This window comes from Streptomyces sp. NPDC057249 (assembly GCF_042669245.1).
GTDB lineage: Bacteria > Actinomycetota > Actinomycetes > Streptomycetales > Streptomycetaceae > Streptomyces.
Genome location: NZ_JBHUXS010000010.1, coordinates 53,201 through 73,397, shown reverse-complemented (window position 1 = coordinate 73,397; position 20,197 = coordinate 53,201). Strand labels below are relative to the sequence as shown.

Genomic DNA, 20,197 nt, shown 5'->3' with positions numbered 1-20,197 from the left:
GGACGTTCCGGCGCTGTACCGGGGGCGGCGTAAAGCGCTGGTAAACACGGGCGTACGCTGCGGACATGAGCGAGCGACACGCCCTGCGAAGGCGTATACGCGTGTGGTTGGTCGTCTTCATCGTCTGTCTGGTTCTGAGCGGGCTGACCGCCTTCCCGCTCGTCCACGAACTGCGGTGGACCGAGGACCTGCTGACGTCCTCGGCCTCTCCCGTCCCCGAACACTTCCCGGACCTGCTGGAGTGGATCACCCGCGTCCGCACCGGTCTCGACGAGGCCGACGCCCGGTATCCCTTCGTCCTGTACGGCACCGACTGGCTGGCCTTCGCCCACCTGGTCATCGCGGTCGCCTTCTACGGACCCTTCCGCGACCCGGTCCGCAACATCTGGGTGATCGAGTTCGGCATGATCGCCTGCGCCGGGATCATCCCCCTCGCGCTGATCTGCGGCCCCATCCGCGACATCCCGTTCTGGTGGTCCGTCATCGACATGTCGTTCGGCGTCTTCGGGGTGATCCCGCTGCTGATCGTGCACCGCAAGATCAAGCGCCTGGAGGCCCTGGAGCGGGCGCCGGAGCCGGAGCCGGTGGCGGCCTGACTCAGCCGGCCGAGGGGGCGCCGAAGACGGTGGAGACGATGCCCATGATCAGGGCGTTCTCCCCCTCGCCCTTCGCGTCCGTGGAGTTGACGCTGTAGACGAGGGTGCGGGAGAGGTCGCGCGTGGCACCGATCCCCGCGTTGTACCCCCAGCGGGCGCCGGTCTTGCCCCAGACCTGGCGGCCGCCCAGCTTCCAGGTGGTCAGACCGGCGCTGCACACGGGTTCCTCGCCGGTCACGAAGTCGCGCACCGAGGGGTCCGGCAGCGTGAACATCTCCTCCAGCAGCGGACCGCGCACCACCCGGCCCGCGAACAGCGCGGTCAGGAAGCGCTCCAGATCGGCGGTGGTGGAGATGATGTCCCCGGCCGCCCAGCCGGAGGTCACGCCCCACACGCTGACGTCCCGCAGACCGGTGGTGCCGTCCGCCAGCGTCATGCGCTGGTACCCGTGGTTGTGCGGTCCGTGGATACGTGGGTCGGAGCCGGGGAACGAGGTGCCGCGCAGACCCAGCGGGGCCAGGATGCGCCGGGAGACCTCCGCCTCGTAGGCGTGCCCGGTGACCTTCTCGATCAGCAGCCCGGCCACCGTGTAGTTGATGTTGAGGTAGTGCTGCCGCGTCCCCGGGGGGAACTCGCGCTCCTTGGCCGTCGCCGAGGCGACCAGCTCGCGGGCATCGAAGCGGTGGAACCGGTCGGCGTACCACTCCTCCACCGTGTCGCCCGGGAAGTCCGCCGACGGCAGGCCGCTGGTGTGGTTCAGCAACTGGCGTACGGTGACGGCCCCGTACGCCGCGGGTATCAGCTCCGGCAGGTACGAGCGGACCGGGCGGTCCAAGCTCAGCTTCCGTTCGGCGGCGAGTTGGAGGACGGTCGCCGCGGTGAACACCTTGGTCACCGAACCCGCCCGGAAGCGCGCGTCCGGGTCCGCCGGGCGCCGCGTCACCAGGTCGTGGACCCCGGCGGAGCCGCGCCACGCGCCCTCCGTGCCGCCGAGGCGGATCAGGGCGGCCGTCGCCCCCTCGTCCGGAAGCCCGGCCATGAGGTCGCTCAGCGCCCCGGTGTCCGGGCCGGCCGCCGCCGGTGCGGTGCTGTGCGCCGGGGCGCCCGTCGCCAGGGCCGGGCCCGCGGCACCCGCCGCGAGGCCGGCGACCAGGGCGGCGGCGAGGACGGTACGGTGGATGCGGGCGTGCATCGTGATGCCTCCAGGTGGGAATCCGTGGCGGCGAGGTCACGTCGACCGCGCCGTTGCCGCTCCCATCCTGCGGACCGGGAGGCCCTTCGCGGATCACCGGCGCGGGGGGTTCCCGGCGGGTCCGTTCCTCCCCTGCGCGGGGGAGGGGGACGGTGGTGCTCCCTCCGGCGAGGGAGCGACGAGCCCGGTCTCGTAGGCGCAGATGACGGCCTGGACGCGGTCGCGCAGGCCCAGTTTCGACAGCACGTTGCCCACGTGCGTCTTCACCGTGTGGTCGCTGACCACCATCGCCGCCGCGATCTCCGCGTTGGACAGCCCGCGCGCCAGATGCAGCAGCGTCTCGCGCTCCCGGGCGGTGAGCGCGCCCAGCCGCCGCTCGTCCGGAACCGCCGCCGCCCGCTCCGGGCGCGAGGTGTACTCGGCGATCAGCAGCCGGGCCACCGAGGGCGCCAGCAGCGAGTCGCCCGCCGCCACCACCCGCACCGCGTGCACGAGATCGTCGCGGCGGACGTCCTTGAGGAGGAAGCCGCTCGCTCCGGCGTGCAGCGCCTCGTACACGTACGCGTCGGAGTCGAACGTCGTCAGCATGACCGTCCGGCAGGCGGTCCGGGCGCTGATCTCGCGGCAGGCGCCGATGCCGTCCAGGACGGGCATCCGGATGTCCAGCAGGGCCACGTCCGGCTCCAGCCGGCGCACCGCCTCCACCGCCTGCGCCCCGTCGCCGGATTCGGCCACCACCTCGATGTCCGGCTGGGCGTCCAGGATCATCGCGAAGCCGCTGCGGACCAGCTCCTGGTCGTCGGCCACCACGACACGGATCGTCAACTCCCCACCTCCACCGTTGACGTTACCGGTGTCAGCGGCAGCGTCACATCGACCCGGAACCCCCGCCCGTCCGGCCCCGGACCGGTACGGGCGTCGCCGCCGTGCGCCGCGGCCCGCTCCCGGATGCCGATCAGGCCGTGCCCGGTACCCGGGTCCGCCCCCGGGCCGCCGCCGTCGTCGGTCACCGAGACGGTCAGGCTGCTCTCCCGGTATGCCAGCAGGACGCCGGCCTCGGAGGCGGCGGCGTGCTTGACCGTGTTGGTCAGGGCCTCCTGCACGATGCGGAACACGGCGCTGTCGGTGTCCCGCGGCAGCGGGCGCTCCGGACCGGTCACCGTGTGGGTCACCGCCAGGCCGCTGGAGCGTACCCGCTCCACCAGCGCCGGGAGTTCGGCCAGGGCGGGCTGCGGGGAGCGGGGCGCCCCGGGCCCCCGGCCCTCCTCGCGCAGCACCCCGAGCATCCGGCGCAGCTGGACCATCGCGTCCCGGCCCGTCTCCGAGATCGCGTCGAACGCCGCCTCGGCCCGTTCCGGAGCGGTACGGACCGCCACCGGGCCGGCCTCCGCCTGGACGATCATCAGGCTCACCGCGTGCGACAGGATGTCGTGCATCTCCCGGGCGATCCTGGACCGTTCGCGGGCCGCCGCCTGTTCGGCCTCGATCCGCCGGGTCACCTCCAGCTGCCTCGCCCGGTCCTCGACGGCCCGCGTGTACGCCTGGCGGGTGTCGGTGAACCGGCCGAACCCGTACGCCGCCGTGAACACCATCAGCGAGAAGACCAGCTCCCGGGCCTCGCCCGTGTTGGAAGCGACCGCGGGGAAGACGAAGGCCGGGGTCAGCGCCGCGCAGAGCCGGCGGGCCGGCGACGGGGCGTGGGCGGCGACGCTGTAGAGAGCGACCAGACCGGTGTACGGCAGGGTCTGCCCCGGGCCGTCGAGGGCCAGCCCGTACAGGCTCTGCGCCGCCACCACGGCCAGCAGCACCCGCACCGGGGCCCGGCGCCGCCACAGCAGCGGAAGCACGGTCAGGGTGGTCAGCAGATACGCGGACACCGTGGCGGGTTCGAGGCGGGGGTCGCGGGGGAGCACCCACGGGACCGACACCGCCGCCTGCACTACCAGGACCACACCGATGTCGGTCGTCCAGGGCCCCGGGCCGCCGGTCTCCCGCAGCCGCCGCCAGACGGCACGGGGGCGTATCACGGTCTGCGCCCGGCGGTGTTCCGGTCGATCAGCTTGCGGAGCACGTCGATCCGGTTGGTGGTGACGGAGTCCACGCCGGCTCCGATCAGCCGGCGCATCGTCCGGCCGGTGTCGGCGGTCCAGGCCGAGACGAGCAGTCCGTCGCGGTGGTTGCGGTCCGTCAGGTCTCTGCCGACCAGCCCGAAACGGTAGTTGAGCCAGCGCGGCCGGACCGCGTCGAGCAGCGTGGCGCGCGGCGGAGCGAGCGTGGTCCAGGTCATCGCGATCTCGGCGGACGGGTCGGCCGCGCGCACCCGCAGCATGGCCTCGGGCCCCGCGCAGTAGTAGACCCGCTCCCCGGCACCGCACTCCCGGACCACGTCCACCGTGCGCCGCACCGACTCCGGCGTGGAGCCCGGCAGGTCGATCATCACGCGGTGCGCGCCGACGGCGAGCAGCGCCTCGCGCAGCGTCGGCACACCGCCCGCCGTCAGCTCGGTCAGCTCCTGGTGGCGGAGCCGGTCCAGCCGCAGGTCACGGCCCCACAGCCGGCCCAGCGTGGCGTCGTGCAGCAGGACCGGCACCCCGTCCCGGGTGACCCGGACGTCGATCTCCACCGCGTCCGCCCCGCGTTCGACCGCCGAGCGGATCGAGGGGAGGGTGTTCTCGCGGGCGCGGTACGGATCGCCGCGATGGGCGACGGCGGTGACGGGCCTGTTGATGGGCATGGGGCCATTGTCACCGCCCGGGGGTCACCGTCCGGCGCGGGCGAGCCAGTTGGTGGTGTACGTGTCGATCTCGTCGGTCAGCGTGCGCTTGCCGGCCGGGTCCAGGAAGGACGCCTCGACGGCGTTCTTCGCGAGCGCGGCCAGACCGTGTTCGTCCAGGCCGAGGACGCGGGCGGCCACCGCGTACTCGTTGTTGAGGTCGGTGCCGAACATGGGCGGGTCGTCGCTGTTGATCGTGACCAGCACCCCTGCCCCGACCATCTCGCGGACCGGGTGCTGCTCGATGTCCTTCACCGCCCGGGTCGCGATGTTGGACGTGGGGCAGACCTCCAGGGCGATGCGCCGCTCGGCGAGGTGGTCGAGGAGCTTCGGGTCGGCGACCGAGCTGGTGCCGTGGCCGATGCGCTCGGCGCGCAGCGCGGTCAGCGCGTCCCAGACGGTCTGCGGGCCCGTGGTCTCCCCGGCGTGCGGCACGGAGTGCAGGCCCTCGGCGATCGCGCGGTCGAAGTAGGGCTTGAACTGCGGCCGGTCCACGCCGATCTCGGGGCCGCCGAGACCGAACGAGACCAGCCCCTCGGGCCGCAGGTCCACCGCGAGCCGGGTGGTCTCCTCGGCGGCCTCCAGGCCGGCCTCGCCGGGGATGTCGAAGCACCAGCGCAGGACGACGCCGAGCTCCCGTTCGGCCGCCTTGCGGGCGTCCTCGATCGCCTCCATGAAGCCCTGCTCGGGAATGCCGCGCCGGGTCGAGGAGAACGGGGTGACCGTCAGCTCCGCGTACCGGATGTTCTGCCGGGCCATGTCACGGGCGATCTCGTACGTCAGCAGCCGGACGTCCTCCGGGGTGCGGATCAGGTCCACGACCGAGAGGTAGACCTCGATGAAGTGGGCGAAGTCGGTGAAGGTGAAGTAGTCGGCCAGCGCCTCGGGGGCGGTGGGGACCTTGGAGTCGGGGTGGTGCGCGGCCAGCTCCGCGACGATGCGGGGGGAGGCCGAACCGACGTGGTGGACATGGAGCTCGGCCTTGGGCAGCCCCGCGATGAAGGGGTGCAGGTCGGTCATCGGGGCCTCCGTGGGCGTGGCGTGAGACGGGCTCCGGCCGTGGGGCGGCCGGGGGACGGGAGCCATCGTAGGACGGGCCCGTAGCATGACCGCATCACGATGGGGGAGGCCCATGTCAGACAACACAGATCGGCCTGCGGACGGGGCCGCACCGCTCGACCCCTGGGCGCCGCCGGAGCGGCGCGCGCCCCGCGACGAGCCGACGGCTCCGGGCAGCCCCGCGCCCTCGGACACCCCGGCGCCCCCGGCCGGCCGCGTACCCCTGGACAAGAAGCCCGGCCCCGCCGAGCCCGCCCCCGACGCCTCGCCCACCCCGGCCGACGGCATATCCGGCGACGGCATATCCGGTGCCCCGCGACCGCCCGCCGTGCACGACCAGCTGACGGTCACCTCCATGCCGGGCATCGGAACCGGACCGGGGCAACCGCTGCCGCACGCCGGATTCGGCACGCCGCAGACCGGGCCCGCCGGATGGGCCGCACCCGGGACGCCCGGGGCCGTCCCCCCGCCGCCCGTCGGACCGAACGGCCCTGGGCAGGCCGGACCGCCGCCCCAGGACGGCTACCCCGGCGCCCAGCCGCAGTACGGCTACCCCGGCCCGCAGGCCCCGGGATACGGTTACCCCGGCGCGCAGCCCCCGCAGTACGGCTACCCGGCCGGGCAGGCGCCGCAGTACGGCTACCCGGGCCACCCCGGTTACGGGAACCCCTGGGGAGGCCCCGCGCCGGCCAACGGGTTGGGCATCGCGGCCCTGGTGCTGGGCATCATCGCGACGGCCGGCTTCTGCATGTACGGCCTGGGCATCGTCCTCGGCGTCCTCGCGCTGATCTTCGGCATCATCGGCCGCGGCCGTGCCCAGCGGGGCGAGGCCGACAACCCGGGCGTGGCACTCGCCGGGATCATCCTCGGTTCCATCGGGATCGTCGTCAGCGCGGCGTTCCTCGGCTTCTTCATCTGGGTCCTGACCAACGACGACTTCGATGACGACGACAGCGGGTCCGACTACGAGCCCGCGCCCGTCTCCCTCGTCGCCGAGGCGCGCGAGCAACCGCCGCTGGGCCACTTCTCCGTACGGGCCTGAGCGGACCGCGGCCACGGCTCGCGGGGCGACGGGGGAGCCCCCGCCGCCCCGCGAGCCGTCTCACCGGGACCCGGCCGCGCCCCGCAGCTCGTCCCGGGCCGCCATCAGCGCGAACCCCAGCAGATTGAGCCCGCGCCACTCCGCCGGGTCCTCGGCGCGCGGGTCGTCCGCCGCGAGCCCGATGCCCCAGATCCGGTCGAGGGGGCTCGCCTCCACCAGCACCCGGTCACCGGTGCCCAGCAGGAACGCCCCCAGCTCCGCGTCCTGGCCGAACTTGTGCACGCTGCCCGCCACCACCAGGCCGTACCGCTCACGCTTCCAGACGGCGTCGTCGAAGCCCCGGACCAGTCGGCCGGTCTTCTTCGCCTCCGCCGGGCTCTTCGCCGCCACCGCTTGCTCCATCGCCTCCGCGTCGCCGAACAGCCGGGCTTTTCCGGCCATCATCCAGTGCTCCGCCGACGCGTACGTCACGCCGTCGACCGTGAACGGCGAGGGCCACCACTGACTGAGGCAGCTCGCGCCGATGCTGCCGTCCGGGCGCGGCCGGTGGCCCCAGAAGTGCAGGTACTTGACCCTCTCGCCGCGACCGGCCAGCTCCACGAGCTCCTCGACGCTGCGCACGTCCCCCATGTGTTCCATGCCCCGGAGTCTGCCACCCGCCGCTGACAGCGAGCCGGCGTGATCCAGATCACCATCACTGAGTAGCCGAACCCGCGTCACGGATCGGCCCCGGCCCGCTCTCCCCGGTGAACGCGCCCGCCGCCCGGCCGGCGCGACACGGACTTACGGAGGCGGGCCATGAAGGGCTCGGAGGCCAGGGCAGCGGTCGAGTGGCTGGCATCGGCGGCACCCGATCCGGCCGCCTGCCGGTGGGACTGGGAGCGCGATCCGCGGGGGATCGCGCTCCTGCCCGCCGGCCGGCGCTGGGACGTGCTCATCCTGCCGGGTGAGCTGGGATATCCGACGCTCGACGTGCTCACCCGGCTGATCGACCGGCCGGGGCCGGTCCTCGCGGATTTCGGCGAGTCCCGGCTGGGCTTCTTCGTGGCGCCGGGCACCGTCGCCCGCTGGCTCGGCACAGGGGTCCGGGGGGCCGGGCACGGGACCTGGATCGTCGTCCCGTACCCGGGCCGCCCGGCCGGAAAGGTGCGCTGGCTCGTCCCGCCCGACGGCTCGGGCACGCTCACCGACGCCACCCTCCTGGAACTCGCGATGCACGAGGCGGCGGCGGGACCGGCGGGGGGCGAGGGGGCCTGACGCTGCCAGAGGTCTTGACAACCCGATTGGTCTGGACCATGTTGTGCGCGCCGCATCAATTCCCCGCGCCGCACCAATTCCCCCCTGTACGGAGGCCGTTGTGGAACGCACAAGACCCCCCGCCCGCACGACCGGACTGGTGGCCGCCTTCTCGGCCGCCCTCCTGGCCGCCGGCGGCCTCGCCGCCTCGGCGCCCACCGCCGCCGCGGCCGACGCCGAGCTGGCGGGCAACGGCACCTTCGAGGCCGGGCTGTCCGGCTGGAACTGCTCCGGCGGCAGCGGAGTCGCCGTCAGCACCCCCGTACACGGCGGGACGTCGGCGCTGAAGGCCACCCCGGCCGGCAGCGACAACGCCAAGTGCTCCCAGTCCGTGAAGGTGAAGCCCGGCTCCACGTACACGCTGAGCGCCTGGGTGCAGGGCAGTTACGTCTACCTCGGCGCCTCGGGCACCGGCACGACGGACGTCTCCACCTGGACGCAGTCCGCCCCCGGCTGGCAGAAGCTCACGACCACCTTCACGACCGGCCCGTCCACCAGCTCCGTCAGCATCTACACGCACGGCTGGTACGGCACCCCGGCCTACTACGCCGACGACATCAGCCTGATCGGCCCCGGCGGCGACCCGGTCGTGCTGCCCTCCGCCCCCACGGGCCTCAAGGCCGGTACGGTCACCGCCTCCTCGGTCGCCCTGTCCTGGACGGGCTCCTCCGGGGCCACCGGCTACCACGTCTACCGGGGCGGCACCAAGGTCCAGAGCGTCACCGGTACCTCGGCGACCGTGACGGGCCTCAGCGCCTCGACCGCGTACAGCTTCCAGGTCAGCGCGGTGAACGAGGCGGGCGAGTCCGCGAAGTCCGCCGCCGTGTCGGCCACCACCGCCGAGGGCGGCGGAGGCGACGGCGGAACCGGGACCCAGCTGCCGGCCCACGCGCTCGTCGGCTATCTGCACGCCAGCTTCGCCAACGGCTCCGGCTACACGCGCATGGCGGACGTGCCCGACTCCTGGGACGTCATCGACCTGGCCTTCGGCGAGCCGACCTCCGTCACCTCGGGCGACATCCGCTTCAAGCTCTGCCCGGTCACCGAGTGCCCGAACGTCGAGTCCGAGGCCGAGTTCAAGGCGGCCATCAAGGCCAAGCAGGCGGCCGGCAAGAAGGTGCTGATCTCCATCGGCGGCCAGAACGGCCAGGTGCAGCTCGCCACCACCGCCGCCCGGGACATGTTCGTCTCCTCGGTGAGCAAGATCATCGACGAGTACGGTCTGGACGGCCTGGACATCGACTTCGAGGGCCACTCGCTCTCGCTGAACACCGGGGACACCGACTTCCGGAACCCCACGACCCCGGTGATCGTCAACCTGATCTCGGCGGTGAAGACCCTCAAGGCCAAGTACGGCGACGACTTCGTCCTGACCATGGCCCCCGAGACCTTCTTCGTGCAGCTCGGGTACCAGTACTACGGCTCCGGCCCCTGGGGCGGCCAGGACCCGCGCGCCGGCGCCTATCTGCCGGTGATCCACGCGCTGCGCGACGACCTCACCCTGCTGCACGTCCAGGACTACAACTCGGGCTCCATCATGGGTCTGGACAACCAGTACCACTCCATGGGCGGCGCCGACTTCCACATCGCGATGACCGACATGCTGATGGCCGGCTTCCCCGTCGCCGGTGACCGCACGAAGGTCTTCCCCGGACTGCGGCCCGACCAGATCGCGATCGGCCTGCCGGCCTCCACCCAGGCGGGCAACGGACACACCTCGCCGGCCGAGGTCACCAAGGCGCTGAACTGCCTCACCAAGAAGACCGACTGCGGCTCCTACGCCACCCACGGCACCTGGTCGGGCCTGCGCGGCCTGATGACCTGGTCCGTCAACTGGGACCGCTTCAACAACTGGGAGTTCTCGAAGAACTTCGACGCCTACTTCGGCTGACCAGCCCGTACGGCAGCAGGAGCAGCAGCCCGCACAGGAACCAGCTGCCCAGCACATCCAGCGGCCAGTGGTAGCCGCGGAGCACCAGACCGATGCCCGTCACCGCCGTCAGCAGGACGGCGGTGACGGGCATCATCCACGCGTACCGCCCGCGCCCGGCGAGCAGCAGCGCCGAAGCCCCGTACGCCACCGCCGCCGTCGCCGCGTGCCCCGACGGGTAGTAGCCGGTGGCGTCCGTCAGCGGGCCGGGCCGGGCGGTCCAGTCCTTCAGCGGCACGACGAGCAGGGGCACCGCCGCCATCGCGAGGACCGCTCCCAGCACCTCCCACCGCCGTCCGCGCAGCAGCGACCAGCCGATCGCGCAGACCAGCACCGGAAGGGCGACCTGCATGGTGCCGAGATCGGCGAAGAACTCGGTGAGCCACCGGGGACCGCGGCCGACGAGGGCCCGTCCGGCGCGCTCGTCGAGGCCGCGCAGCGGGCCGTCGGCGGCGATCTGCCAGGTGGTCAGCGCGAAGAGGGCCGACAGGCCCGACACCAGGGAAAAGAAAAAAGCCGTCCGCCCCGGAACTGGGGGGGTTGTTCCGGAGCGGACGAGTGGACCGGTTTGCCGCGCGCCCCGGGGGGTGTGGGGCGGGCGGCCATCCGATCGGTGAGGAGTTCCGGAGCGTGATGCCCCAGTGGTGTGCGCGAAGGCACGCCCGGGACGGTGCTGGGGAAGCCCCGACCCGGATTCACCCGCAGTCCCCTGCGGGCGGGGTGTTTCTCTCATCTGCGAAAACCGTACGTCAGGCGAAGGGGGACCGATAGCGGGAACGGTATCCCGCCATCGGCCCCCCACCGTTTCTTCACAGGCGCACACGGAACCCCGGGGTCAGATCCCGGCGAAGGCGCCCTCCAGGACGTCCAGGCCCTCGTTCAGCAGGTCCTCGCCGATCACCAGCGGCGGCAGGAAGCGCAGCACGTTGCCGTACGTGCCGCAGGTCAGCACCAGGACGCCCTCGGCGTGGCACGCCTTCGCGAGCCGGGTGGCCGCCTCCGGGTGCGGGTCCTTCGTGCCCGGCTGCACCAGCTCGATCGCGATCATCGCGCCGCGGCCCCGGATGTCACCGATCAGCCCGCCGTTCGGCAGCTTCGCGCGCATCGCTTCGAGGCGGCCCTTCATGACCTCCTCGATCCGCTTCGCCTTCTTGTTCAGGTCGAGCTCGCGCATGGTCTCGATCGCCCCGAGCGCGCCTGCGCAGGCCACCGGGTTGCCGCCGTACGTACCGCCGAGGCCGCCCGCGTGCGCCGCGTCCATGATCTCGGCGCGGCCGGTCACGGCCGACAGCGGGAGGCCGCCCGCGATGCCCTTGGCCGTGGTGATCAGGTCCGGGACGATGCCCTCGTCCTCACAGGCGAACCACTGGCCGGTCCGGCAGAAGCCCGACTGGATCTCGTCGGCCACGAAGACGATGCCGTTGTCCTTCGCGAACCGGGCGATCGTCGGCAGGAAGCCCTTGGCCGGCTCGATGAAGCCGCCCTCGCCGAGCACCGGCTCGATGATGACCGCGGCCACGTTCTCCGCGCCGATCTGCTTGGTGATCTGGTCGATGGCCTGGGCGGAGGCCTCCGCGCCGGCGTTCTCGGCACCGGTCGGCCAGCGGTAGCCGTACGCCACCGGCACCCGGTACACCTCCGGCGCGAACGGCCCGAAGCCGTGCTTGTACGGCATGTTCTTGGCGGTCAGCGCCATCGTGAGGTTCGTCCGGCCGTGGTAGCCGTGGTCGAAGACGACGACCGCGCTCCGCTTCGTGTACGCGCGGGCGATCTTCACCGCGTTCTCGACGGCCTCGGCGCCCGAGTTGAACAGCGCCGACTTCTTCGCGTGGTCGCCCGGGGTCAGCTCCGCGAGCCGCTCGCAGACCTCCACGTACCCCTCGTAGGGGGTGACCATGAAACAGGTGTGGGTGAAGTCCGCGAGCTGCGCGGAGGCCCGGCGCACGACGGCCTCGGCGGAGGCGCCGACCGAGGTCACGGCGATGCCGGAACCGAAGTCGATCAGCCGGTTGCCGTCCACGTCCTCGATGATCCCGCCGCCCGCCCGCGCGGTGAACACCGGCAGGGTGGAGCCGACGCCCGCGGCGACCGCCGCGAGCCGGCGGTCTTGCAGCTCGACCGACTTCGGACCGGGGATGGCGGTGACGAGTCGGCGCTCCTGCGGGATTTCGGTCATGCGGGGCTCCTGGGGGTGTTTCGGACGCTTCTTCGTTGTGCAGGCTAGGCGCGTGACCCGGGGACGGGCATGCTCCGATCGGTAGTGGTCGCGCACGTGTCGTTGTCCGCGAAGGACAGAAGGCGGCGCGCGGGCACCGGGCGCAGTCCCGGCGGTCACTATCCGGGCGCGTTGCTGAACTCACCGTGTGCGCGCACTAGATTGGCCGGTGCAGCGACGGACCTGGCTGGTCAAGGGGGCAACGGACCATGGACAACGACGGTACGCACGGCGCGTGGGACACGCGGGGTGCGCAGCCGCCCGGCATGCGGGCCGGAGGCTCCGTACCGCGTCCGGCCGGTCCGCCCCCCGCCGCCCCGCCCGCCTACCCGCCCACGCTCCCGCCGCCCGCCCGGCCCCCCGCCGTTCCGGCGCCCCCCGCGCACACCCCGGCCCCGGGCACCGCCGCGCCCACCGCCGACTGGCTCAACGCGCCCCGCCCCGAAGCCGGACCAGGCGTCTGGCGGTACGGATTCGTGCCCCGGCCCGCCGAGCGCCCGCCGCGCCCCTCACTGGTGGGCCCGGCCGCGACGCTGATCCTCTGGCTGCTGCTGTGGCTGCTGCTCTCCGCTCGCGCCGTCCCCTACGTGTTCAAGCCGATCGAGATCATCACCGGGCCCGAGTGGTGGACCCTGGGCCGTCTGCGGGAGGACGCGCCCGGGCTGGTGGTCGACTCGACGACCCTGTACTACGAGATCCTGGTGCTCGTCCTGGGCTTCTACGCCGCCCGGGTCGGCGGCTGGGCCGACGTCCTGCGGTACTTCGCCGGCGAGCGGTTCGCACGCGTCCGGCTGATCCTGTCGGTGGCCGCCGCCCTGCTGCTGCTGTGGCTGGCGTGGACCCCGAAGGTGCCGCTGCTGCTCGTGCTCATGGGGTCGGCGCAGGGGTGGCTGCTCAGCGGCGACCAGTTCAAGGCCACCGTGGCCGCCTACACGTGCTACGCGCTGACGACCGCCATCGTCGTGTGGCCCATCGCCCGCGCCGGGCACTGGGGAGATGCCCTCCGTGACCTCCGGGCCCGGCGCGCGCCCGGCGGCCCCCGGGGCGCGGAAGGCCCGAACGCGGCCCCCGCCCCCGCCCCGGCGGACGGCCCCCTGCGCGCCCACTGGCCCGACCTGCGCGCCGCCGGTTCCGCCGACGCCGCCGAGGCGCTGACCGCCGCCGTGTACGCGGGCCGGATGAACGACGTGGACTGCGTACGGGTGGGCCACGCCTGGACCGGGGCGCGCGGCCGTCCCGACCGGCTGGCGTCCTTCACCGAGACCGTGCTCCGCAAGGGCGCCGACGCCTTCCTGCACCCCTCCGGCCTCCGGGACGTGCCCCGGCGCACCGCCACCCACGACCCGCTCACCGGCCAGGTCCGCATCGGGGAGTGCGCCGACGACCCGCGCAACCCCTACCCGCGCCGGGGCTCCGGCATGGCGCTGGAACCCGCGTCGCTCGGCACCTCCCTGCTCGCCGTCGGCCCGCCGGGCTCCGGCAAGACCGAGCGGGTCGTCGGGCCCGTCGTGGAGGCCCTCGCGCTGCGGGCGCTCACCGGTCAGGCGGCGGTGCTCGCCGTCGGCGGGGCGGGCGGCGGGCTCGGCCCGGACGACGCCTACGACGTGGTCATCCGCATCGGCGACCCCGCCTCCCTGCACGACTTCGACCTGTACGGCGGCACCACCGACCCGGACGAGGCCGCGGCGGCCCTCGCCGAGGGGCTGGCCGGGGACATCCCCACCCTGGAGACCCGGCGCGCCGCGACCGTCCTCGGGCAGCTGCTCGGCCCGTTCCGCACGGTCCACGGCCGCTTCCCCTCCGTGCCCGAACTCCGCGAACTCCTCGAAGGCTCCGCCACCGCGATCGGCGCCCTGCGCGAGGCCCTGGAGACCGGGGGGCACCAGGCGATGCTGCGCGAACTGGAGGCCAGGGCCCGCCAGGCGGGCGGCGGGGCCGACCCGGCCGCCGTCCTGGCCGACCGGATCGCCACGCTCGACCGCCCCGCCTTCGCCGGGTTCTTCGCCACCGGCGAGGGCGCCCGGCCGTTCTCGCTGCGCTCCCTGGGCCGGCACCCGCTGCGGGTCCGCGTCGACCTGCCGGAGCGGGTCCACGCCGAGGCCTCCCGCATCCTGGCCCGCCTGGTGCTCGCCCAGTTCAACGCCGTCACCGCCGCCCGCACCGACCGCTCGCTGTTCGTCTGCCTGGTCCTGGACGACGCCACCCACGCGGTCACCGCCGACACCGTCCGGGGCATCCGCCGCCTCCGGTCCGTCAACGCCGGGGCGGTCCTTGCCCTGCGCACCCTGGACGACGTGCCGGAGGGGCTGCACACGGCGCTGCTCGGGGCGTTCGGCTGCACCATGGTCTTCCCGGGCCTCACCACCTGGGACGGCAAGCGCTTCGCGGAGGCGTGGGGCAAGGAGTGGGTGGAGGTCCGCGAGGTCGCCCAGCACGGCGTCTTCGCCGACCAGCCGCTCACCCGCGCCCTGCACTCCCTGCGCAAGATGGCCACCGGCAAGGCCGTCACCACGGACGCGGTGACCGTGCGCCAGGTCGAGCGGGAGCGGTGGTCCGCCTCCGCGCTCGCCTACGAACTGCCGCACGGCCACGCGGTGCTCTCCCTGACCACCGTGGACGGCGCGCACATGCCGCCGCTGCTGGTGCGGCTGGCCGGCTGAGGCGGGGCGGGGCGGGGCGTGCGGGACACGGGTGGCAGCGGTGACAGGAACTCTGCCACCCTGGCAGAATCGAAGTGAGCCGTTCATACGGGACGGCGCAATCCGACCCCTGCCGAAGGCCCTCACCCCCATGCCGCCCACGCTCGCCTCGCTCGTCCAGCACTCGGCGCTCAAACTCACGGTGCGCGCGGGGGCGGACCGCCTCGACACCCCGGTGCGCTGGGCACACGCCAGCGAGCTGACCGACCCCGTCCCCTACATGGAGGGCGGCGAACTGCTGCTGGTCACCGCGACCAACCTGGACGCGGAGAACCCCGAGGCGATGGGGCGTTACGTGCGCCGGCTCGCCGACGCCGGGGTCGCCGGGCTCGGCTTCGCCGTCGGCGTCAACTACGACGAGGTGCCCCAGCCGCTGATCGGCGCCGCCGAGGAAGCCGGGCTCCCGCTGCTCGAAGTGCCCCGCCGCACCCCGTTCATCGCCATCGCCAAGGCCGTCTCCTCGCACATCGCGGCCGACCAGTACCGCGCGGTCACCGCCGGCTTCGAGGCGCAGCGGGAGCTGACGAGCGCGGCGCTCTCCGGGGACGGCCCCGCCGCCCTCCTCACCCGCCTCGCCGCCCACGTCAACGGCTGGGCCGCCCTCTACGACGCCGCCGGGGCCGTCGTGGCCGCCGCGCCCGACTGGGCGGCCCGCCGCGCCGCCCGGCTCACCCCCGAACTGGAGCGGCTGCGGGCCCGCCCCGTCCCGGCCAGCATGGTCGTCGGCGACACCGACGACCGCGTCGAACTCCAGTCCCTGGGCACCGGCCGCCGGGTCCGCGGCGCCCTCGCCGTCGGCACCGGGGCGGCCCTCGGCACCGCCGAGCGGTACGCCGTGCACTCGGCGGTCGCCCTGCTCACCCTCACCACCGCCCGCTCCCGCGCCCTCCAGGGCGCCGAACAGCGACTCGGCGCGGCGGTCCTGCGGATGCTGCTCGCCGGCCAGCCCGACCACGCCCGCGCGGTCGCCGGGGACCTCTACGGCGGGCTGCTCGACGCCCCCTTCCGGCTGCTCATCGCCGAGGGCCAGGACCCCTCGGCCACGGCGCTCCTGGCCGACGCGCTGGACACCGCCGCGGACCGGTCCGGCGAGACCCTGCTGATGGTGCCCGAGGGCGAACGCCTCCTGGTGCTGGCCGCCGACGGCGGCGCGGCGGTGACGGCCTGCGCGGCGTACGCCGAGGCGCAGGACGAGCTGACCCCGCGCGAGCCGGCCGCCGCCCAGGAGACCGATGTCGTGGTGGGCATGTCCGCACCGGCGGGCCCGGTCGCCGTGTCCGCCGCGTACAAACAGGCCGAGCAGGCCCTCTCGGTGGCCCGCCGCCGGGGCCGGGCCCTGGTCGAGCACGCGGAGCTGGCCACCGGGTCCGTGCTGCCGCTGCTCGCCGACGACGCGGTGCGGGCCTTCGCGGACGGCATGCTCCGCGCGCTGTACGAGCACGATGCCAAGGGCCGGGGCGATCTCGTCGCCTCCGTGCGCGCCTGGCTCTCGCACCACGGCCAGTGGGACGCGGCCGCCGCCGACCTGGGGGTCCACCGGCACACCCTGCGGTACCGGATGCGGCGGGTGGAGGAGATCCTCGGGCGCTCGCTGGACGACCCGGACGTCCGGATGGAGCTGTGGCTCGCCCTGAAGGTCACCACACCCCCCGGCACTGGCCAATAAGGCGCGCCCCGGCCCCGCTCCGCTCCACGAGGGACAAACGCCAGGCGGCCTCCCCGGCCCTACCGTGGGGCGGACACACACCCCACGCCATCGAAGGGCCGGAACTCCATGACCTCCACCCACGCCTTCTGGCTGGCCGGCCGCCAGGCCACCGGCGAGGAAAGCTTCGACGTCACCAACCCCTGGGACGGGCGCCTCGTCGGAACGGTCTCCGTCCCGACCGAGGCCCAGGTCGAGGAGGCCGTCGCCGCCGCGCACGGCGTGCGCGAGGAGTTCGCCGCGACCCCGGCCCACGTCCGCGCCGCCGCGCTCGACCACGTGGCCCGTCGGCTCGCCGAGCGCACCGAGGAGATCGCCCAGCTGATCTCCGCCGAGAACGGCAAGCCCGTCAAGTGGGCGCGCGGCGAGGTCGGGCGGGCCGTGTCCGTCTTCCGCTTCGCCTCCGAGGAGGCCCGCCGGTTCAACAGCGGCGAGGCCCAGCGCCTGGACACCGACGCCGGCGGCACCGGCCGCCTCGGCCTGACCCGGCGCTTCCCGCGCGGCACGGTCCTCGGCATCGCGCCCTTCAACTTCCCGCTGAACCTGAGCGCCCACAAGGTCGCCCCGGCCATCGCCGTCGGCGTCCCGATCATCCTGAAGCCGGCCCCGGCCACCCCGGTCTCCTCGCTGGTCCTGGGCGAACTGCTGGCCGAGACGGACCTCCCGGCCGGCTCCTGGTCGGTGCTCACGGTCCCCAACGACCGGATGCCCGCCCTGGTCCAGGACGAGCGGCTGCCCGTGATCTCCTTCACCGGGTCGGCCCCCGTCGGCTACGCGATCATGGACTCGGTCCCCCGTAAGCACTGCACGCTGGAGCTCGGCGGCAACGGCGCCGCCGTCGTCCTCGGCGACTACGCCTCCGACGAGGACCTGGACTGGGCCGCGACCCGTATCGCGACCTTCTCCAACTACCAGGGCGGCCAGTCCTGCATCTCCGTCCAGCGCGTCATCGCCGACGCCGCGGTGTACGACCGGCTGCTGCCCCGGATCGTCGCCGCCGTGGAGGCCCAGGTCACCGGCGACCCGTCCGACCCCACGACGGACGTCGGCCCGCTCGTGGACGAGGCCGCCGCCCGGCGCGTCGAGTCCTGGGTGGACGAGGCCGTCGCGGCGGGCGCCCAGCTCCTCGCGGGCGGCAAGCGCGACGGGTCGACGTACGCGCCGACCGTCCTCGCCGGGCTGCCCGACGGCGTCACCCTCGCCTCCGAGGAGGTGTTCGGGCCGGTCCTGTCCGTGCAGAAGGTGACCGGCGAGGCCGAGGCGTTCGCCGCGGTCAACGCCTCGCAGTACGGGCTCCAGGCAGGCGTGTTCACCCATGACATCCAGGCCGCCTTCCGCGCCCACCGCGCCCTGGAGGTCGGCGGCGTGATCATCGGCGACGTCCCCTCGTACCGCGCCGACCAGATGCCGTACGGCGGGGCCAAGCAGTCCGGCGTGGGCCGCGAGGGCGTCCGCTACGCGATGGACGACTACACCTACGAGCGCGTCCTCGTCCTCACGGGCCTCGCCCTCTGACGCCCACGCGGACGCCCGCCGCACCCGGCGGCGGGCAGTGGAGTGGCGGCCGACCCGATCGGCACCCCGGGGCTGGTCGGACCGGTGGGAATCGGGTACATACGGACGAGTAGAACCGGCCAGGTACGCACGGGCGCCCCCGCCCGTGCGCCTGCCGGGTCCGCCCACCCGACGACGCGGCGAGGTGAGCCCTCATGTCCGCTCCATCCGCACAACAGCCCACGCCCAAGGTCACCGAACGCGAAGCGCGCCAGGTCGCCGAGGACGCCCGGGAACAGGACTGGCGCAAACCCAGCTTCGCCAAGGAGCTCTTCCTCGGCCGCTTCCGCCTGGACCTGATCCACCCGCACCCGCAGCCCGCCGGCGAGGACGTCCGGCGCGGCGAGGAATTCCTCGCCCGGCTCCGCGAGTTCTGCGAGACCCGGGTCGACGGCGCCCTCATCGAACGCGAGGCGAAGATCCCCGACGAGGTCGTGAACGGCCTCAAGGAGCTCGGCGCGCTCGGCATGAAGATCGACGTCAAGTACGGCGGCCTCGGCCTGACCCAGGTCTACTACAACCGGGCCCTCGCCCTGGCCGGCTCCGCGAGCCCCGCGATCGGCGCCCTGCTCTCCGCCCACCAGTCGATCGGCGTGCCGCAGCCGCTGAAGACCTTCGGCACCCAGGAGCAGAAGGACACCTTCCTGCCCCGGCTGGCCCGTACCGACATCTCCGCGTTCCTCCTCACCGAGCCGGACGTGGGCTCCGACCCCGCCCGGCTCGCCACCACCGCCGTCCGGGACGGGGACGACTACGTCCTCGACGGGGTGAAGCTGTGGACCACCAACGGCGTCGTCGCGGACCTGCTGGTCGTCATGGCCCGCGTACCCGAGTCGGAGGAGGGCAAGGGCGGCATCACCGCCTTCGTGGTCGAGGCGGACGCCCCCGGCATCACCGTGGAGCACCGCAACGCCTTCATGGGCCTGCGCGGCATCGAGAACGGCGTCACCCGCTTCCACCGGGTGCGCGTGCCCGCCGCCCACCGCATCGGACCTGAGGGCGCCGGGCTCAAGATCGCGCTCACCACGCTCAACACCGGCCGGCTCTCGCTGCCCGCGATGTGCGTCGGCTCCGGCAAGTGGTGCCTGAAGATCGCCCGCGAGTGGTCCGCCGTCCGCGAGCAGTGGGGCAGGCCGGTCGCCCGGCACGAGGCGGTCGGCTCCAAGATCGCCTTCATCGCCGCGACCACCTTCGCCCTCGAAGCCGTGGTCGACCTCGCCTCGCAGATGGCCGACGAGGACCGCAACGACATCCGCATCGAGGCGGCGCTCGCCAAGCTGTACGGCTCCGAGATGGGCTGCCTGATCGCCGACGAACTGGTCCAGATCCGCGGCGGACGCGGCTTCGAGACCGCCGCGTCCCTCGCCGCCCGGGGCGAACGGGCCGTGCCCGCCGAGCAGATGCTCCGCGACATGCGGATCAACCGCATCTTCGAAGGCTCCACGGAGATCATGCACCTGCTGATCGCCCGCGAGGCCGTCGACGCCCACCTCAAGGTCGCCGGCGACATCATCGACCCCGACAAGCCGCTCTCCGCCAAGGCGAAGGCCGGTGCCAACGCGGCCGGCTTCTACGCCAAGTGGCTGCCCAAGCTCGTCGCGGGTCCTGGACAGCTCCCCACCACCTACGCCGAGTTCCACCCGTCCGGCCACCCGGACCTGGCCACGCATCTGCGCTACGTCGAACGCGCCTCGCGCAAGCTGGCCCGCTCCACGTTCTACGCCATGTCCCGCTGGCAGGGCCGGATGGAGACCAAACAGGGCTTCCTCGGCCGGATCGTGGACATCGGCGCCGAACTCTTCGCGATGAGCGCCGCCTGCGTCCGCGCGGAGCACCTGCGCGGCACGGACGAGCACGGCCGCGAGGCGTACCAGCTCGCCGACGCCTTCTGCCGCCAGGCCCGCATCCGCGTCGAGGAGCTGTTCACCCGGCTCTGGTCCAACACCGACGACCTCGACCGGCGCGTCGTGGAGGGCGTCCTGTCCGGCACGTACGGCTGGCTGGAGGAGGGCGTGGTCGACCCCAGCGGCGAGGGCCCCTGGATCGCCGACGCCACCCCCGGCCCCTCCACCGAGGAGAACGTCCACCGGCCGATCCGCTGAGCCGCCGGGCCGTCACCGCAGGGGCGCGTCCAGT

Annotated in this window: 16 protein-coding genes; 8 read left to right on the top strand and 8 right to left on the bottom strand. The window is 73.6% G+C overall.

Annotated elements, in window-relative coordinates; all coding sequences use genetic code 11:
• Positions 1–65: 65 nt before the first annotated feature.
• On the top strand, positions 66–596 hold the full coding sequence (locus ACFUJY_RS19950) for a hypothetical protein (protein WP_383301205.1): 531 nt from the start codon (positions 66–68) through the stop codon (positions 594–596).
• A 1-nt stretch (position 597) separates the two neighbouring features.
• On the opposite strand, the gene ACFUJY_RS19945 is transcribed toward ACFUJY_RS19950, so the two are convergent.
• The 5 genes from ACFUJY_RS19945 to ACFUJY_RS19925 form a co-directional block, all read right to left on the bottom strand.
• On the bottom strand, positions 598–1,788 hold the full coding sequence (locus tag ACFUJY_RS19945) for a serine hydrolase domain-containing protein (RefSeq protein WP_383301203.1): 1,191 nt from the start codon (positions 1,786–1,788) through the stop codon (positions 598–600).
• 93 nt (positions 1,789–1,881) lie between these two features.
• A complete protein-coding gene (locus ACFUJY_RS19940; RefSeq protein ID WP_383301200.1) occupies positions 1,882–2,613 on the bottom strand; it encodes a response regulator in 732 nt (243 codons plus the stop codon).
• A complete protein-coding gene (locus ACFUJY_RS19935) occupies positions 2,610–3,812 on the bottom strand; it encodes a sensor histidine kinase (protein WP_383301672.1) in 1,203 nt (400 codons plus the stop codon). The genes ACFUJY_RS19940 and ACFUJY_RS19935 overlap by 4 nt, the downstream gene beginning before the upstream one ends.
• Positions 3,812–4,522 (bottom strand): glycerophosphodiester phosphodiesterase, encoded by a 711-nt coding sequence (locus tag ACFUJY_RS19930; RefSeq protein WP_383301199.1) that lies wholly within the window; start codon positions 4,520–4,522, stop codon positions 3,812–3,814. Before ACFUJY_RS19930 ends, ACFUJY_RS19935 begins: the two co-directional genes overlap by 1 nt.
• 24 nt (positions 4,523–4,546) lie before the next feature.
• Positions 4,547–5,581 carry an adenosine deaminase gene (locus ACFUJY_RS19925; RefSeq protein ID WP_383301196.1) on the bottom strand — a complete coding sequence of 345 codons (1,035 nt, stop codon included), beginning with the start codon at positions 5,579–5,581 and terminating at the stop codon, positions 4,547–4,549.
• Between the two features lie 112 nt (positions 5,582–5,693).
• On the opposite strand from ACFUJY_RS19925, the gene ACFUJY_RS19920 reads away from it, so the two are divergent.
• On the top strand, positions 5,694–6,662 hold the full coding sequence (locus ACFUJY_RS19920; RefSeq protein WP_383301194.1) for a DUF4190 domain-containing protein: 969 nt from the start codon (positions 5,694–5,696) through the stop codon (positions 6,660–6,662).
• 60 nt (positions 6,663–6,722) lie between these two features.
• On the opposite strand, the gene ACFUJY_RS19915 is transcribed toward ACFUJY_RS19920, so the two are convergent.
• On the bottom strand, positions 6,723–7,292 hold the full coding sequence (locus ACFUJY_RS19915; RefSeq protein ID WP_383301671.1) for an NADAR family protein: 570 nt from the start codon (positions 7,290–7,292) through the stop codon (positions 6,723–6,725).
• A gap of 168 nt (positions 7,293–7,460) precedes the next feature.
• Here ACFUJY_RS19915 and ACFUJY_RS19910 point away from each other — a divergent pair, with 168 nt between their 5' ends.
• Positions 7,461–7,919, top strand: a complete 459-nt coding sequence (locus ACFUJY_RS19910) for a hypothetical protein (RefSeq protein WP_383301191.1) — start codon at positions 7,461–7,463, stop codon at positions 7,917–7,919.
• 100 nt (positions 7,920–8,019) lie between these two features.
• Complete coding sequence (locus tag ACFUJY_RS19905) at positions 8,020–9,849, top strand: chitinase (RefSeq protein WP_383301188.1); 1,830 nt, start codon at positions 8,020–8,022, stop codon at positions 9,847–9,849.
• Here ACFUJY_RS19905 and ACFUJY_RS19900 read toward each other — a convergent pair.
• Both ACFUJY_RS19900 and gabT read right to left on the bottom strand, forming a co-directional pair.
• Entirely contained in the window at positions 9,803–10,621 is an 819-nt protein-coding gene (locus ACFUJY_RS19900; protein ID WP_383301186.1) for a phosphatase PAP2 family protein, read from the bottom strand. The genes ACFUJY_RS19905 and ACFUJY_RS19900 overlap by 47 nt on opposite strands.
• 102 nt (positions 10,622–10,723) lie before the next feature.
• Positions 10,724–12,064: a 4-aminobutyrate--2-oxoglutarate transaminase gene (gene gabT, locus ACFUJY_RS19895; RefSeq protein ID WP_383301183.1), complete on the bottom strand. Its 1,341-nt coding sequence runs from the start codon at positions 12,062–12,064 to the stop codon at positions 10,724–10,726.
• A gap of 248 nt (positions 12,065–12,312) precedes the next feature.
• On the opposite strand from gabT, the gene ACFUJY_RS19890 reads away from it, so the two are divergent.
• From ACFUJY_RS19890 to ACFUJY_RS19875, 4 genes are all read left to right on the top strand, one after another.
• Positions 12,313–14,763 carry an ATP/GTP-binding protein gene (locus ACFUJY_RS19890; protein WP_383301181.1) on the top strand — a complete coding sequence of 817 codons (2,451 nt, stop codon included), beginning with the start codon at positions 12,313–12,315 and terminating at the stop codon, positions 14,761–14,763.
• A 130-nt stretch (positions 14,764–14,893) separates the two neighbouring features.
• Positions 14,894–16,468, top strand: coding sequence for a PucR family transcriptional regulator (locus tag ACFUJY_RS19885; protein ID WP_383301179.1), 1,575 nt, complete (start codon positions 14,894–14,896; stop codon positions 16,466–16,468).
• Positions 16,469–16,576: 108 nt separating this feature from the next.
• Positions 16,577–18,022 (top strand): aldehyde dehydrogenase family protein, encoded by a 1,446-nt coding sequence (locus tag ACFUJY_RS19880; RefSeq protein WP_383301177.1) that lies wholly within the window; start codon positions 16,577–16,579, stop codon positions 18,020–18,022.
• 194 nt (positions 18,023–18,216) lie between these two features.
• Positions 18,217–20,163 carry an acyl-CoA dehydrogenase family protein gene (locus tag ACFUJY_RS19875; protein ID WP_383301174.1) on the top strand — a complete coding sequence of 649 codons (1,947 nt, stop codon included), beginning with the start codon at positions 18,217–18,219 and terminating at the stop codon, positions 20,161–20,163.
• Positions 20,164–20,197 lie beyond the last annotated feature (34 nt).

Coding starts and splice junctions, on each gene's coding strand:
- ACFUJY_RS19950 (WP_383301205.1), top strand. CDS start 66: ATGAGCGAGCGACACGCCCTGCGAAGGCGTATACGCGTGTGGTTGGTC.
- ACFUJY_RS19945 (WP_383301203.1), bottom strand. CDS start 1,788: ATGCACGCCCGCATCCACCGTACCGTCCTCGCCGCCGCCCTGGTCGCC.
- ACFUJY_RS19930 (WP_383301199.1), bottom strand. CDS start 4,522: ATGCCCATCAACAGGCCCGTCACCGCCGTCGCCCATCGCGGCGATCCG.
- ACFUJY_RS19925 (WP_383301196.1), bottom strand. CDS start 5,581: ATGACCGACCTGCACCCCTTCATCGCGGGGCTGCCCAAGGCCGAGCTC.
- ACFUJY_RS19920 (WP_383301194.1), top strand. CDS start 5,694: ATGTCAGACAACACAGATCGGCCTGCGGACGGGGCCGCACCGCTCGAC.
- ACFUJY_RS19915 (WP_383301671.1), bottom strand. CDS start 7,292: ATGGGGGACGTGCGCAGCGTCGAGGAGCTCGTGGAGCTGGCCGGTCGC.
- ACFUJY_RS19910 (WP_383301191.1), top strand. CDS start 7,461: ATGAAGGGCTCGGAGGCCAGGGCAGCGGTCGAGTGGCTGGCATCGGCG.
- ACFUJY_RS19900 (WP_383301186.1), bottom strand. CDS start 10,621: ATGAGAGAAACACCCCGCCCGCAGGGGACTGCGGGTGAATCCGGGTCG.
- gabT (WP_383301183.1), bottom strand. CDS start 12,064: ATGACCGAAATCCCGCAGGAGCGCCGACTCGTCACCGCCATCCCCGGT.
- ACFUJY_RS19890 (WP_383301181.1), top strand. CDS start 12,313: ATGGACAACGACGGTACGCACGGCGCGTGGGACACGCGGGGTGCGCAG.
- ACFUJY_RS19885 (WP_383301179.1), top strand. CDS start 14,894: ATGCCGCCCACGCTCGCCTCGCTCGTCCAGCACTCGGCGCTCAAACTC.
- ACFUJY_RS19880 (WP_383301177.1), top strand. CDS start 16,577: ATGACCTCCACCCACGCCTTCTGGCTGGCCGGCCGCCAGGCCACCGGC.
- ACFUJY_RS19875 (WP_383301174.1), top strand. CDS start 18,217: ATGTCCGCTCCATCCGCACAACAGCCCACGCCCAAGGTCACCGAACGC.